The sequence below is a fragment of the Enterococcus sp. DIV0755f genome (assembly GCF_051713725.1).
GTDB classification, from domain to species: Bacteria; Bacillota; Bacilli; order Lactobacillales; family Enterococcaceae; genus Enterococcus_D; species Enterococcus_D casseliflavus.
The window spans coordinates 1,047,772-1,063,621 of record NZ_JBIOQL010000001.1 but is presented as its reverse complement, the minus strand read 5'-3'; the positions used below and the strand labels follow the sequence as shown (position 1 = coordinate 1,063,621).

The following is a 15,850-nucleotide window of genomic DNA, read 5'->3' as shown; positions in this document are numbered from 1 at the left end:
TATTCTCACCGTTCCTCTTTTTTATTTGTTGATAAATCAACCTCAAATTCATACTCACCAGGTAATACTTCAAATTTTTCTCCATTTGGCAATTCAATTACTGTAGGTTTTGGTGTAGTAATATTGAACTGAATCTGCTTATCCGATAGGTATTTCCATGCACTTTTAATTTCACCCGAAGTTGAATGGTATGAACCCGCAGCATCGCTGATTCTCGCATCCGTATAGGGACGAATCAAAATCCTTTTGTAACCTGGCTCTAAAGGTTGAATTCCTAAAATATACTGATAGAAGAATTTCCCAACACTACCAAATGCATAATGATTGAACGAAACCATATTTTCATTGCTTTGCTCTATTTTTACATCATTGATCGTTCCGTCCTCTTTCAGTGCATCCCACCGTTCCCAAATCGTTGTTGCGCCGTTCACAACTTGATACATCCAGCCGGGACAAGCTTCATTTAGCAATACGTCAAAGGCTAAGCCAACTTCTTTAGCTTCGACCAATAAAGGCAGCAGGTATTCTGTGGCAAAGAAACCGGTATTTAATCCATGAAGTTTCACATCAGTGACTAAACGTTTCAGCATCTTTTGCCGTAGATCGCCGGTGATTCCTACATATTGCAAAGCCATCACGTAAGCACCTTGATAATCCCCACTGATCACGCCATCTTCAGAAATAAACTGGTCGATATATGCCTCACGAGTTTTTTTCAGCTGGATTTCATAGTCAGCGGCATCTTTCATCCGTCCAAGACGTCTAGCTAGTTTGCTTAGAAGGTTTAGATCATTTACGATAAAGGAGTTTGACACAGGGCCATTGTTCATTGCCATCCAGGCCATGTCTTTGCCAGGCATTAACCAATCTCCTAAATTTGGGGCTAACCAAAGATCGTTTTGCATATGCCGAATCTCACTATCAACAAACAGTTTCATGTTATCATAATAGCCCTCTTGCAACTTTGATGAGCCGTATTGCCAATACATTATTTCTGGTATGATGGTAACCGCATTTCCCCAACCCAGCATGTTCAAAAATCCAATTTCCCCTGGACCTGTAGCTGGAATCGTCGGGGCAACAAAGCCATCTTTATTATCTAGCTGTGAGAATCGAATATCTTTGAAAAACTTCTGCCAAAAATTTTCCGTATTAAAATTGTAACTGCCGGTCAAAGCGAATGCCTGACCGTCTCCGGTGTAACCCATCCGCTCATCTCTTTGTGGACAATCCGTCGGAATCTCCACGTAGTTGGATTTTTGCCCCCACAATTGATTTAGAAACAGTCGTTCAACTTTTTTATTGGAAGACGTAAAGAAGCCGGTTCGTTCCATCTCACTGTAAATCGCTCGAGCAGTGAGTAACCCATCACGATATTCAACACCTGTCAGCTCTACATAGCGAAAACCCATATACGTAAATCGTGGACGATAGCGACCCATTTCACCATTAGCATAAATGACCGTTTCCGCCTTTGCTTTTCTTAAGTTATCGGTATAAAGCGCTCCATCTTTCGTCAACATCTCACCATGTCTTAGTTTTAGGCAGGCTCCTTTTGGTAACATACCCAAATCAACTTCAACAAATCCCGCAAAGTTTTGTCCGAAATCAAGAATCGTTTTTTGCTCTTTTTTCACTACCTCCTTGATCGCTATCTCCTCTTGTATTTTGACTTCAAGATGCGTTTCAGATAAATGTTCAGGAATCCGACCTTCAAACAACTTTGCTTTCCCAATGCAGATTTCTTCTATTCGCTGATCAAAAATTTCACCATCGTAAAATCCAGCATAATGATAGGGTGATTGCAGTTCGTTGACACTTGAATCAGAATAATAGTTTTCGACACTACCATCTTCATAAGTAACAACAAGTATCCAAGATACAGCTGTTTGATCTCCATAAATCTTGAGCAGATTGTCATGAGTGAAGCGCCCACTGTACCACCCCTGACCCAAATAGATTTTCAATTCATGATTGCCAGCACTCAGTTTGTTCAGAACGTCAAATTTTTGGTAAAATAAATCTTTAGGATAATAGGTGTACCCTGGTGCAAATAACTGATCTCCTAATTTCTCCCCGTTAAGTTCTGCTTCATAAATACCTAAAGCCGTTATCGATAATTCTGCTGCCACAGGATCTTTTTTTAATGAAAACTGTTTTGAAAACACTGATACAGATCCTTCTTCATAATCTGATCGTTGTGACGTGATAAATCTTTTTCTTAATTCATCCAATTATTTCAGTCCTCCTACTTTTTCTGTTTTGACTCATTTGAAGATCATTTTAGTCTTGATCGATCTTTTTCCCATTTAAAATTTTGAAATTAATCCTGCTTTTTTTGCTCTAGCTCTGGAATTTTTTTCTCTAAAGCTGAAAACCGCCAAGCCAAAAAGAAAATACCAACCATGCAAAGTAACGGTATGATTGCGTAAATTCCACGAATCATTAATAGCGCCCCATCAGGCTGAAAAGGATTTGTTCCGACATATCCTGACAACCCCAGCAGAATTCCGATAAGCCCTGTTCCCAACCCATTGGAAACTTGCCCCACAAAACCAATACTGACATTCGTACTCCCTTCCATACGTTTTAATCCCATCGATTCATTGTAAGTTGCCAAATTCATGATAATTACGTTGCCTAGATACGACAGTGGCAGCATAACGAGACTTGCGAGCACATTTCCGACAATCAGTGCCGGTATGTTGGCTACTGCAAAAAAGTTTATTAAGTAACCGACACCCGAGAACACTGCACTCATTTGAATCAAATTTGCTACGCTCATTTTCTTCATCAGTTTTGGAAAAACGAACATTACTGGCAGCATAATCATCGAAAGCATGCCCATGATCCCTTGTAAAGAAATGTTTCCTACAACATAGGTGAAATATTGAGCGGATATGTTCATCCCTTGAATAACATTAAAAAGTCCTACGATAGCAGCGTAGAGCCAAACATATTTATTTTTCAAAAACATCTGTCTGATTTCTTTTACTTTCAGTTTTTCACCTGCTTCTTCGACACGAATTGATGTGTCTTCTTTAACAAAAATCAGTCGTAAAATTCCAATCAAGCAGAGCGGAACTGCATAGATCAAAATCAACGAACGCCAACCGCCCCCAGAAGAAGCCAGTCTTCCCATCATTACCGGGAAAGTAATACTCACAATCATCGCCCCTAGCATTGAAACGACACCGCCGTATGATGAAACTTTGATCATCTGTGTTCTTGAAGGGAACGCCCTCACCATGTAGGGGGTTTGTGCGGCGAAAAGTAGCGCATTAAAAATAGAAAAAATAAAGAAATACATAATGACGATCCAGATAGCTTTTACTGTTGTACTCCATTCAGGCGGACAGCTGAATAAGAGAACCGTACATAACCATGCACCAATCACGGCAAACTCATATGGCCGTCCCCTTCCTAATTTTGTGTTGGTATTATCGACTAAGTAGCCTGCGAATAGATTGGTAAAAGCATTGATTATCTTGCTTGCCATCAATAAGCCACCCACAAATGCTGGTGATAACTGCAGTACATCTGTCGAAAAAAGCAGTAAGTATCCAGTAACGATCACCTGCAATCCTGACAGTGAAACATCTCTTCCCTTCCAGTAGAAAAACTTTGGCAAATCTAATTTTTCATTCTCTTCATTCAGTGCTTGTGATTCTTGCACATTTTCCATAGCTCACATCTCCTATCAAAAAATATAAAAATTTCGTTATTTACTTACCTCTTTCTATCGCCTCCTTATTCACAGAATATCAAAATAAGTAAGCGCATTCTTGTAAAATTAAAATAATTATTGTACTATTCAAAGAAAAGGAGCGGAAAAATGCAAAAAAAAATAGGCTTGATCACCCATTATCTTGATCTTCTTTCAAAAACCCATCAAATGGGATTTAGTATTTTTGAAGGCAAAAAAAGTATTTATAGCAGTTCTTTATATCTTGGAAAAATCCAGCAAATATTACCTAAATTTCAAGCTTCCTTTGCAGAAAGCAAACCAGATTTTTTGATTACAGAAGATTTCTTCATCTTTGGTTATCTCTGTACAGAAAACTTAGAGATTGTTATTGGTCCAGGATTGGTCGGATACTATGATCCGCAAGAGCGAGATGCGCTACAAGTCAAAATGAAGACTGCATTCAAACAATTGGAACAAAAACCAAGCAATAGAATCGAGACGATCGAAAATATTTCTCTAGAAAATTTTTTAAATATTATTTGTTCGGTACACTGTTTCCTGAATCAAAAGATTGTTCACCCTCAGTCCTTACTAACAAATCCAGTAGAAGAAGAAAGTCTGCTAAATCAGATACAAAAAAAGCTGACTGATTTTGAGCAGGAAAACCAGTTTAATCTTGAACACACCAACACGGTCAATTATGAAGAGAAAATCTCATATTGTATTCGTCATGGTGATTTAGATTCCCTAACTTCTATCTTAGAGAGCTTCTCTTATACATTAAAGCAACTAGGTCCTGACGCACTAAGGCATTCAAAAAATGCAAATGTGATCTTAAATTCTTTAGCACTACGAGCTGCAATCGCTGGAGGCGTGGATTCTGATATTTGCTATCGTTTAGGCGGTCTTTATATCAATGAGATCGAGGCAAGTCCAAGCATTCATGCACTCAGTACACTTTCTGTTGCTATGGTCAAAGACTATTGTAGGCGTGTGCAGCAGACAAGACCGCGTGAAGCCCAATTGAACATTATCGAAGACGATGAAATCAATCGATGCATAAGCTATGTTACTGATCATTTCAGAGAGAAGTTGACTGTCCCTATGATCGCAGATTATATCGGCTATTCCTCTGAGTACCTTTCTACAAAATTCAAAAAAGTGACCGGCAAAAACTTGCCCCATTACATTAATGAAAAACGGATCAGCGAAGCTCAACGACAACTTGCTTTGACGGAGTTATCTATTGCCCAAATTTCAGAACAGCTTTCATTTTCAAGTCAAAGTTATTTTCAAAAGACATTCAAGCAGATTGTTGGAACCACCCCATTGCAGTACCGAAAGCAGCAGCAAATCACAAGAAAGAATGAAGTTTACCGTTAATGAATGGAACGAAAATTAGTAGTATAAACAATAAACAAGTTACCTCGTTTCATCCCTGATTCTTGTAACTCCTCGTTATCTCTTTTGATCCAGCAAAAAAGCTGTCCTCACAGACAGCTTTTTCCGACTTATTTTCAAGGCTAGGCGTTTTTCTTCCGAGCAGCGATGGTTTTCATGGTGGCTTCAAAGATTGGGCCAATAAAGACGATACACAAGAGAGTACCTAACCCAACACTGGCGCCTAGCCCAAAACCGATCAAGACCATGGCTGCATCCAAGCCGATACGGATCGTTTTTTGCGTCAATTTGCTTCGTTTGTAGATCAAGGCAGTCAAGGCTTCTAACGCCGCTGATCCTTTGTTGGAAGAAACGTAGATACCAGCGCCGATCCCAAATAAGATCGGTGCAGCGAAAATAGCGATCCAAGGATAAAAAGGCAAATGAATAGATACTTTGTCCATCACTGGTTCAAAGATCCCAATCAACAGGCCTAAGCCAATCCCATTGATAAAACTGCCAATGCCTAATTCAGCACGATCAAAGACTGCAACGATCAACAAAACAATAATATTAAAACACAAACTGGCAATCCAAAAAGGGACATCGACGAAATTCAAAATTCCTAGTAAAAACGTACTGATCGTATCATATCCTTGATGGGCGGTGATCAATAAGGAAATGGCCAACGCAATCAGCCCGGTACCTATCAAAACTTGTGCAAATTTTTTGGTTTCTTTCACAACATCACGCTCTCTTCTTTATTTTTCCTCTCTTAGTTTACCGTGAAAGCGTCACAATTACTATCATTTAATCACAAAAACCAGATTTTTTTTGAAGAAATCTAAATTCAATCAAGGGATTCATAATGCTGTTCATAGGTATCGCGAAACTCTTTGGGGGTCAGACCATTCAATTTCTTAAACATTTTGGAAAAATAGTTGGTATTGTTGTAACCAATACGATCGCCGATCTCACTGATCGTGGCTTTCGAATGAAGCAGCAGCTGCTGGGCTTGCTTGATCCGCACCAGATTGACGTACTGATTAAAACTCATTTCCGTTTCTTTCTTAAAGAGCTGCCCCAAATAAACGACACTGACATGCAGTTCTTCAGCCGCTGATTTGACCGTCAAATCATGGGTATAGCCTTCTTCGATCAACTGGATCGTCTTTTGAACGATCTCTGAATAGCGTTTTTGCGGCGGCTGCGATTTCGCCAACTCCAGCACATCATCAAAGAGCTGCCGCAAATCTGCCAGTGTATTAGACTCACGAATCCGTGCCAAAATCTGTTCATGGTTTTCGTGGGAAAGTACTGGCAGCTGCCGATAAATATCATTGAACAACAAGAACGAAACATAGCGAACATGCTCAGGGTCTGCTTGGGTTTGTTCCAAAATAGCGAACATTTTATCCAGCTCATGTTGGATCGTTTTGACATCCCCAATGGTCAGTGCTTTGTTAAAAGACAGAAACGGGAGTTCTTCGTTTCGCTCTAAAATATCCACGTGGATCGTCTGTTCTTGTAAGAACAGATCTGGGTAGAAGGCTTGCAGTGACTGAACCTGCTTGATTTTTTCATAGGCTTTATACAAATTCTCCCACTCGTTGATGGTCTCGCTCATAATCAACTGCCAGTCAGTACTATTGAGCTGCTGTGCCAGTGCTTTTAGATCAGCGTTGATTTGCTGCCTTGGTCCAGCAGCAGTAATGATCACTTGGTTTTCATCTAATCGCCCTGGTAAGATCAATGGCTGATCGTGTTGCTGAAAAAACGTCGTGATTTTTTGTAAGATCTCAGCAGTCCCATTGAACTGCAAAACGGTAAAGGGTGCTGCTAGTGGCACCCGCTGTTGCGCCAGCAAATGGAGGTACTCGCTTTCGTTCAATTCATCATTCAACCAAAGCAGCAGGCTTGACTCTTGATACAGTTCTTTTTCTGCCAACAGTTTTTGCTGCTCCTCTAACTCAGCTGTAATTGCTTGTACACTGCTGCGTAGTTCTTCTTTGTTAACAGGTTTGACGAGATAATTACGCACACCTAACGCCATGCCTTGTTTGACAAAGGCAAACTCCTGATAGCCTGATAGAATGATCGAGAAAAATCGATTCCCAAACGCTTGTGCTTGGCGGATCATATCGATGCCATTCATTTCTGGCATCCGAATATCCGTGATCAGCAAATCAACGGAATGCTCTTGCAAGTATTCGAGAGCTTCACTAGCACTTTTCGCTGTATGCACCACTTCAAAGCCCAGTTCTTGCCAAGGCAAGATCATTTGCAGCCCCTGCAAGATCATGTATTCATCATCAACGAACATTGCTTTATACATCTGTCTCATGCCCCCTTTGCAAACGTTTCTCATCTAAGCGGATCTTGACCGTAAACCCAGCACCTGCCTGAGATGCAACGTCCATTTGATAGGCGCTGTTGAACATACCCCGCAACCGTTCATGAACATTTTTGATCCCGATTGAGGTTTGGGCTCCGATCTCCTGATTTTGCAGTTCTTCTTGGATCATCGCCAACTGCTGTGCATCTGCGCCTTTGCCGTTGTCTTTGACCTCAATCACGATCTGATCGACTTCTTTATAAGCCTTGATACTGATGGCATTATCATTGCGCTGATAATCGATGCCGTGAACAAAATAGTTTTCGACAAGCGGCTGCAGCGTGAACTTCGGCAATTCCAACTGTTCTAATGCCGAATCGATGGTTACATGATAGGCGATCTTATCTGGGTAGCGCATCTGAAACAAGTAGACATATTTTTCACAAAAATCGATTTCTTCTTTTAAGGTCTTCGTCTTTTCTTGCGTCGTATTGTTCCGTAGCAGTGCCGAAAAGGCATAGACGACATCCGCCAGCTCTTCTTGGTTGCGACTCAAGGCATACATTCGAATGTATTCTAACGTGTTATACAGAAAATGCGGATTGATCTGTGCTTGCAGCGCCCGCATATCGGCGTCTCGCTGCTTGATCTCTAACGTGTAGATGTCTTTGATATACTCGTTGATACTGTAAGTCATTTGATTGATGGCTTCTGCGATTTCTTTCAGCTCTTGTTGGACATTGGCGGTATCGATCCGCTTATCAAAATTCCCTTGACTGACTTCTTTCGTCGCATAGACGATCTGCTGTACTTGCGAGGTATAGCGCTTGAAGGTCCGATGGAGCACCCATAGGACCAATAAGAGAATCCCAATCCCAAAGCTAAAGATCCAAATGGCGCTAGAAAAAATATCCCGCCAGATCACACCTTTTGACAACAAGATCAGTGACAACTCTCCGCTGACGGTCGTTTGTTTTTTGATATAAAAGTCTTTCGACAGAGTGTCGTGAATAGTTCCATGAGCCACCGCCTGATCAATTTTCGCTAAGGTCTGCTTGCTAAGGTTCGCGGCATCCTTGTATAGTCGCTGACCATTGGAGGTATACAAAAAACTGTTAATACCATGCGCTTGGTTGTCTTCTTGTCGATTGGCTAAGACATCGTCTGAGTGAAAAATCACGTAGACTTGCCCTAACGGTTGCGCATAATTACTTGGTTGGGCGATCGAACGAACAAAAAACAGACGATTTTTCAAATCGATCTGCTTGCCGCTGCGTTTTTCTCCATAAGGGGTATCTGGGGTTGCCACTAGTGTCTCATTGCTTTCATCTAGTTGAATAATGATCTCTTCGATACTAGGATGATTACGGATCAAGCGATAGAGGATGTTTGGCAAATACACACTTTGACCCGTCTGGCGAAAAATATCATTACTATAGGAAAAATAGTCTGGCAATGAAAGCTGTAAATAATTGCGCAGCGATTCAAAAGCAGTATCCGAACTGGTAAATTCGCCTAATACCGTTGAGACGACCGCGTTTTGATCCTGCACGTATGCATCCAGCTGCATACTGGTAGCTTCCACGAGGCGTTCGCTGCTATTGAAGCGGTCTGCCCCAGTATATGCCGTCAGAACCAGCATGATAATAATCGAGATGATCACCAAAAGGACGCTATACAACTGCATCAACTGATTGATCAAAAAGTCATGTTTAAACAAACGAAAGCGCTGCTTAGTCATGTGCCAAGTCCCGATCAATGACGGTTTTTTCCTGACTGATCGCCATGTGGCACCACAAAATCAATAGACTGAAGGTTCCAAAGAGCAAGAGCCCTTTCATCATCCAAGTAAAAGCGAAAATACTGGCAATCCCCACTAACAATTTTAGAAAGGTCGCCATATGAAGAAACAGACACACGAAGGACAATTTCAGGTTATTCCACAAGGAAATCTCATAGGATGTGTCAAAAACCACACTTAGTAAGTACAGTAAGATACTCAATCCGCTGACGACAACTAAAACAAAAGAGATCATCAGCCAAATCAAGCCTTGGATCTGGGTAGCTAAATACAAGTTATACACTAAGAAACCTGTCAGTAGGAAGAAAAGATAAAACTGTTTATTGGCTTTGACAAAGACGCTGCGCCAAATGCGCCATGCGCTGCGAAAGCTTTGATGCTCATAATTTAGTCCGTCTTCATGGATCAAGGTACTAATGGTATGAAACGCTGGACCGATCCCTAAGATTCCGCCACCTGCCAATGTCAATACGACGAAAAACAAATTCAACTTCACGATCGCCCAAATCAAGCGAAAGCCCTTGACCAACCCACTATTTGCTGTTTCTTCCATTTAAAATTCCTCCCTTATTTGTTCCCTATCGAAAATGTAGCATGATTTTAGCTTCCTACTCAAGCTACCTGAGAATCTTTTAATGCTATGTACGTTTTAGAGGCACTATGCTTGCTGCTTGAAGGTTAAAAAACAAAAGTAACGTTATTTTTTCATCAAAGATTTCGCTACTTACTTTAAAGAAAAAGCAGCCAGAAGCTAGACGTGGGAACCATTGGTCCTGATGCGTTTAGCCTCCGGCTTACTTGATCTATTGATTGGTGAGCGGCGCCTGTTGCTTATTCTTGGCTTGCACGATACTCATCAAATTGTTTTTGCATTTCATCGCGAACCTTCTCCCAGCCAGCGGTTTTTAATTCTTCGTTTAGTTTCGGAACATTTTCTTCTGGATCGATCGTTCCCGTTGCTAAACTTGCTTTGTAACGGTTCATGACATTGGCGATATTCGTGATTTCTGTTTTCACATTATCAGTCTTGAAGTTGAACCCTAAGATTGGTGATGCTTCAGCGTTAGCAATATTTTCATCACGCTCTTTGATCATATCGTCTGTGATGGATTCTTGTGTATAAAGGATCATGTTGTTCCCAGTGTTCCAAGCAGCCATCCGGGTATTTGGCAAGTAGCCATCAAGGAGACGGATTTTGTTGTCTTCGCCCTCGATTTTTTCCCATGCTTCGCCTTCGACACCCCAAACCAATCCATTCAACAATTCAGGATCGCTGTTCAACAAGCCCAACACTTCCACTGCTTTTTCTTTGTTTTTCGAAACATTCGCTACGACAAAGTTTGCCATTTGCGCTTGGCCTGTTGATTTTAATTGTTTCGTGATTGGACGTGAAACCAATTCATGACCTGCGGCATTGCTTAAGATCGTATCGCCGTAATCCATTGGTCCTTGGGTTTCTTCACGCATGAACCATGTGTTGCCTTCTAATGGGTAACCAGTCGTATTAGTGGCTGCATCAGTTGGGATCAAGCCTTCGTTGTACCATTTGTGCATCAATTTCAAGTTTTCCATTTGTTCATCATCTTCGTATTGATTGATGATCTTCGTTGTATCGCCGTCCAATTTAACAGCAAATGGGTAATCTTTCCCGATTACATAATCATAGTTTCCAGAAACATTAAAGGTTTGTCCGATCGCAAACGGTGCGATGTTTGGTTCTTCTTCTTTAAACTTCTTCAACACGTCTTCGGCATCTGCATAAGATTCGATCCCGCTAATATCCAAATCATATTTATCTAAATACTCTTTATTGAAGGTCAAGACTTGTTGGGCATAAATATTGCCGTTGACTGGAAAGGCATATAATTTTCCGTCGATCGTATTGCCTTTGATATAAGATTCGTCTAATTGATCATACGCTTCTTTGGCATATTTTGGTGCTAACTCCGTCAAATCTGCATACGCGCCTTTTTGCGCATTCGCAACATAGTTTGAGGCAAAGGAAATATCGTAGTTTTCACCCGATGAAATGATGGTACTCATTTTTTGATCCCAATCACCCCAGCCGATATACTGCAGATCGATGCGAGCGTTGGTTTTTTCTTCAATGCGTTTATTGGCGATCTCCATTAATTGATCAAAGTTTTCTGGCTTGTCCCCAACTTGATACATCAATAAAGTCGTTACGCCGTCTGCATTGTTTTCTGAGTCGGATGTTGCGCCGTTCGACCCACAGGCAGCCATTCCCAAAGTTGCCGCTGCGGCCATCCCAGCAAAAGCTGTTTTTTTCCACAAATTCATTTTTGTTTCCTCCCTATACTTATTTGATTATTCTTTGACGCCACCAATTGTCAGACCACCGACAAAATACCGTTGGAAGAATGGATAGGTGATCGCAATCGGTAAGGTTGCAACAACAACGATTGCCATGCGAGCAGTTTCGCTTGGCAAAGCGGCCAAACCGCCTTGGATCTGGGCAGCCATACCAGAGCTTTTGGCTAGATAGTCCAAGTTGCTTTGAATCCGCATCAAAAGTGCTTGTAAGGGCACTAAAGAGTCTTTTTGAATATACAACAATGCATTGAACCAGTCATTCCAATAGCCAAGAGCGGCAAATAGACTGATCGTTGCGATCCCTGGAACGGCTAACGGCAACACGATGGACAGAAAAATCTTCATTTCGCTGGCACCGTCGATGCGCGCAGATTCTATAATACTATCTGGTACCGTCTTTTTAAAGAAGGTCCGCATAACAAGGATATTAAAAGGCCCTAAGGCAAGGGGTAAAATCAACGCCCAAATCGTGTCTTTCAATTGGATCAAGTTGACCATCACTAAATAATTGGCAACCATCCCTGGCGCAAACAACATGGTGATCAAAGCGAAGATCGTAAAGAAACGACGGAATGGAAAATTTGAGCGAGAGATGACATAGGCATATAGCGAAGTCATCGTTGCATTGACGAAGGTACCAAAAACAGTGATAAAAATAGATACGCCAAATGCTTGAAAAATTTTGCTGCTCATTTGTCCGCTAAACAGGTAGGTATACGCTGCGAACGAAAATTCTTGTGGCCAAAAGCGATAGCCGTTTTCTGCCAAAGAGGTTTCACTGGTCAATGAGATCGCGATCACAAAGAGAAACGGCAAGACACAGGAAATCGCGAACAGACCGATCACGATATTAAAAATCAGGTTGACCGTTGGGTTAAAGGAGCGGATCTCGACTTTCGTTACTTTTTTCTTCATTTATCCATCCTCCTTAGAATAATGCTGAATCTGGTTCTAGTTTACGAACAACCAAATTCGCTGTTAGTAATAGTAATGCCCCAACCACTGATTGATAAAGGCCGGCAGCTGCGGTCATCCCGAAGTCGCCTGTGGCAGTCAGTCCATTATAAATGTACGTATCTAAAACGGAGGTGACTTGGTACAACGCCCCAGAGTTTCGTGGGACTTGATAGAAAAGTCCGAAGTCGGCACGGAAGATCCCACCGATGTTCAAAATCAACAAAACAGAAATCATTGGAATCAGCTGTGGCAACGTCACATTTTTGATCTGCTGCCATTTGCTGGCGCCATCGACCATCGCGGCTTCGTAATACGTCTGATCGATCCCGACCACTGACGCATAATAGATGATGCTGTTGTAGCCTAAGCTCTTCCAGACATTCATAAAGACGAAAATAAACGGCCACCATTTCGGATCAGCATACCAGTTGATTCCTTCACCGCCCATACCCGTGATCCATTGGTTGATGATCCCTTTGTCTGGACTCAAAAAGGCATAGACAAAGTACGAAATAACCACCCAAGAAAGGAAGTACGGCAACAGGGACATCGTGTGATACACTTTTACCAAGCGCTTATTGCGCAGCTCACTCATAATAATGGCAAAGGCAATCGCAAAGAATAGGTTGAATGCTAAAAATACGATATTGTAGAGTAGGGTATTTCTAGTGATCAGCCAAGCATCATTGGATGCAAATAAAAATTTAAAGTTATCAAAGCCGACCCATGGGCTTTGTTTCAAACTGGCAAAAAAGCCGTCTGGTGAAATGTGGAAATCTTTGAACGCCACCACATTTGCGAATACAGGTATATAGAAAAAAAAGATAAACCAGACAACACCTGGCAAAGCCATCAATATCAATGCTTTGTATTGCCAGACATTCCTCCAAAACCCCTTTTTCTTCACATCTCATCATCTCCTTCATGCTACTAGAATAACGCTTTCATCCCTAAAAAATAAGGAACAAACTAAAGATAAAATGAAACAAATTAAAGGTCTTTGTTTATATTTTGTTTTTATTCTCTAAAAACCTGAAAAACGTCCTACCTTTTGCAAGATAGGACGCTTCATTGATTTGTTTTTTATGAATGATCAGTCGACAAAGCCGTTTTGCTGAATCACTTCGTGGAACCACTCACCAGACTTTTTGATGGTCCGTTTTTGGGTAGCCAAATCGACAGCAATAAACCCGTAACGATTTTTGAATTCATTCAGCCAAGACCAATTGTCCATGCAGGTCCACATGTGATACCCGCGGCACTGGCTGCCTTCTTGGATCGCTTGGTGAACATACCGCAAATGATCTTTGATAAAGGTGATGCGGTACTCATCTTGGATCTGACCGCTGGCATCGATAAAGCGTGTTTCATCTTCGACCCCCATGCCGTTTTCTGAAATATAACAGGGGATATTGCCGTAGTTGTCTCGTAGGTTGATCAAGGTATCATAGATGCCTCGTTCATAGATCTCCCAGCCTCGATGGGGATTGATTTTCTTTTCTGGCCAATCATACACATCGAAGTAATCTTCTGGCATTGGTGTGTCCGCTGTTTTGGCAGAACGCTTTTGCTGCACCCGCCGTGGCTGATAATAGTTGACCCCCAAGAGATCGACCGTGTTTTCTTTAATGATCTGCAAATCTTCTGCCCTGGTTTCTGGCATGATCGCCAACTCGTTTAAGACAGCGATCAATTCTACAGGAAAGGTGCCTTTGACCGCTGGATCTAAGAAGGATCGGTTAAAAAAGGCATCTGCCAGTTGCGCCGCTTGGACATCTTTTTCATCGTTCGGATCTTTCGGATAAGTCGGTGTCAAATTCAAGATGATGCCGATTTCGCCTGATTGCTGAGATTGACGGAAGCGTTGGATCGCTAAGGAGCTGGCGAGTGCTTCATGGTAGCCGACTTGCACCGCATGTGCCAAGTTGATTTCTGCTGGGTAATGCTGTTGATACAAATACCCCATCTCCACTGGCACGATCGGTTCATTTTGCGTGAACCAATGACGGACTTGATCACCGAACAACTCAAAACACAAAGCAGCATAATCTGCAAATGCTGTGACAGTCTCGCGATTGAGCCAGCCGCCTTCTTTTTGCAGTGCCATCGGCATATCAAAATGATACAAATTGATGAAAGGCTCGATGCCATTTTCGATCAAAGTGGCGAAGTACTCGCGATAAAACGCCACCGCTTGTTGATTGACCGCTCCTCTTCCTTCTGGCAGCAAGCGACTCCACTGGATCGAGGTTCGAAAAGAATTAAAGCCGATCTCTTTCATCAACGCCACATCTTCTGGATAACGCTGCAGCAGCTGGACGGTATCTTTTGGTCCCCGTTTTTGATAAAAACGTTCTGGCTCCGTTGCGTACCAATAGTCCCAAATCGAATCGCCTTTGCCATCATCGGCCGTTCGTCCTTCAGTTTGTGGACCGCTGGCGGCGGCTCCCCACCAAAAATCTTTAGGAAAATGCAGGTTAGTCATGGGCAGTCACCTGCTCTTTGCCTAACAAGAGACAGCCGATAATCCCGCTTTTGTTCGGCAAGCCCCAAGTGACGATGTAGTCTTCCACTGGTGGTGTCTCCATATAGCCTGCCATTTGTTTTTGGAAGGCTTGTTGGATTTGAGCGAGTAGATGCGGCTGATTCATGACCCCGCCGCCTAAAATGATTTTCTCAGGTGCTAAGGTCAACGTGATATTGACCAGCGCTTGCCCTAGATAAAAGGCCTGCAACCCCCAAATCTCGTGCGCTTGCGGCAAGTCTTGTCCTTTGATCCCCGTACGTCCTTCTAAAGAAGGCCCTGCGGCTAATCCTTCCAGACAGTCGCCGTGATACGGGCAGGTGCCAGCATACGTATCTTCACTGTGGCGTTTGACATAGGTATGACCGATTTCTGGATGACCGATCCCCTCGAAAATCTTTCCTTCACGAACGACTCCTGCGCCAATGCCGGTTCCTACTGTCAAATAGACACAGCTGTCTTTGCCTTGCGCCGATCCTTGGCGTAATTCCCCATAAGCGGCAGCATTGACATCTGTTGTCCAAGCAAATGCTGTCTCTGGGTAGCGCTTCTTCAATGCACCGAGAAAATCGAACTGCTGCCAGCCCTGTTTCGGCGTCGCTAGTATGTGGCCATAGTTCGCTTGGGTTGGATCGATCCCGATCGGACCAAAGGAACCGACCCCTAATGACACGAGATCGTAGGGATCGAAAAAGGCAAAGATCGCCGCTAACGTTTCCTCTGGTGTTGTCGTTGGGATCGACTCTTGGGCGATAATCGTCAGCTGGTCATCGGCAACGGCACAAATCATTTTTGTGCCGCCGGCTTCAATTCCTCCATAAACCATCATTA

12 protein-coding genes are annotated in these 15,850 nt (G+C 42.4%); 1 reads left to right on the top strand and 11 read right to left on the bottom strand.

Annotated elements, in window-relative coordinates:
• Window positions 1-5: 5 nt before the first annotated feature.
• Both IGI73_RS04775 and IGI73_RS04770 read right to left on the bottom strand, forming a co-directional pair.
• A complete protein-coding gene (locus IGI73_RS04775) occupies window positions 6-2,234 on the bottom strand; it encodes an alpha-L-rhamnosidase (protein ID WP_128431802.1) in 2,229 nt (742 codons plus the stop codon).
• Window positions 2,235-2,323: 89 nt separating this feature from the next.
• On the bottom strand, window positions 2,324-3,685 hold the full coding sequence (locus tag IGI73_RS04770) for an MFS transporter (protein ID WP_438759121.1): 1,362 nt from the start codon (window positions 3,683-3,685) through the stop codon (window positions 2,324-2,326).
• A 150-nt stretch (window positions 3,686-3,835) separates the two neighbouring features.
• On the opposite strand from IGI73_RS04770, the gene IGI73_RS04765 reads away from it, so the two are divergent.
• Complete coding sequence (locus tag IGI73_RS04765; protein ID WP_144808310.1) at window positions 3,836-5,071, top strand: helix-turn-helix transcriptional regulator; 1,236 nt, start codon at window positions 3,836-3,838, stop codon at window positions 5,069-5,071.
• A gap of 140 nt (window positions 5,072-5,211) precedes the next feature.
• Here IGI73_RS04765 and IGI73_RS04760 read toward each other — a convergent pair whose 3' ends face one another.
• The 9 genes from IGI73_RS04760 to IGI73_RS04720 all read right to left on the bottom strand — a co-directional run bounded on the left by IGI73_RS04760 (window position 5,212) and on the right by IGI73_RS04720 (window position 15,848).
• On the bottom strand, window positions 5,212-5,811 hold the full coding sequence (locus IGI73_RS04760) for a YczE/YyaS/YitT family protein (protein WP_128431797.1): 600 nt from the start codon (window positions 5,809-5,811) through the stop codon (window positions 5,212-5,214).
• Window positions 5,812-5,918: 107 nt separating this feature from the next.
• Window positions 5,919-7,403: a response regulator transcription factor gene (locus IGI73_RS04755; RefSeq protein WP_128431795.1), complete on the bottom strand. Its 1,485-nt coding sequence runs from the start codon at window positions 7,401-7,403 to the stop codon at window positions 5,919-5,921.
• A complete protein-coding gene (locus tag IGI73_RS04750; RefSeq protein WP_223079917.1) occupies window positions 7,396-9,144 on the bottom strand; it encodes a sensor histidine kinase in 1,749 nt (582 codons plus the stop codon). Before IGI73_RS04750 ends, IGI73_RS04755 begins: the two co-directional genes overlap by 8 nt.
• Window positions 9,137-9,757: a DUF624 domain-containing protein gene (locus IGI73_RS04745; protein ID WP_128431794.1), complete on the bottom strand. Its 621-nt coding sequence runs from the start codon at window positions 9,755-9,757 to the stop codon at window positions 9,137-9,139. Before IGI73_RS04745 ends, IGI73_RS04750 begins: the two co-directional genes overlap by 8 nt.
• A gap of 278 nt (window positions 9,758-10,035) precedes the next feature.
• Window positions 10,036-11,505, bottom strand: a complete 1,470-nt coding sequence (locus IGI73_RS04740) for an ABC transporter substrate-binding protein (protein ID WP_005225517.1) — start codon at window positions 11,503-11,505, stop codon at window positions 10,036-10,038.
• A gap of 27 nt (window positions 11,506-11,532) precedes the next feature.
• On the bottom strand, window positions 11,533-12,453 hold the full coding sequence (locus tag IGI73_RS04735; RefSeq protein ID WP_005225516.1) for a carbohydrate ABC transporter permease: 921 nt from the start codon (window positions 12,451-12,453) through the stop codon (window positions 11,533-11,535).
• 13 nt (window positions 12,454-12,466) lie between these two features.
• A complete protein-coding gene (locus IGI73_RS04730) occupies window positions 12,467-13,348 on the bottom strand; it encodes an ABC transporter permease (protein ID WP_086294872.1) in 882 nt (293 codons plus the stop codon).
• 240 nt (window positions 13,349-13,588) lie between these two features.
• Entirely contained in the window at window positions 13,589-14,980 is a 1,392-nt protein-coding gene (locus tag IGI73_RS04725) for a glycoside hydrolase family 1 protein (RefSeq protein WP_128431792.1), read from the bottom strand.
• Window positions 14,973-15,848 (bottom strand): ROK family protein, encoded by an 876-nt coding sequence (locus IGI73_RS04720; RefSeq protein WP_428206467.1) that lies wholly within the window; start codon window positions 15,846-15,848, stop codon window positions 14,973-14,975. Before IGI73_RS04720 ends, IGI73_RS04725 begins: the two co-directional genes overlap by 8 nt.
• Window positions 15,849-15,850: the final 2 nt, after the last annotated feature.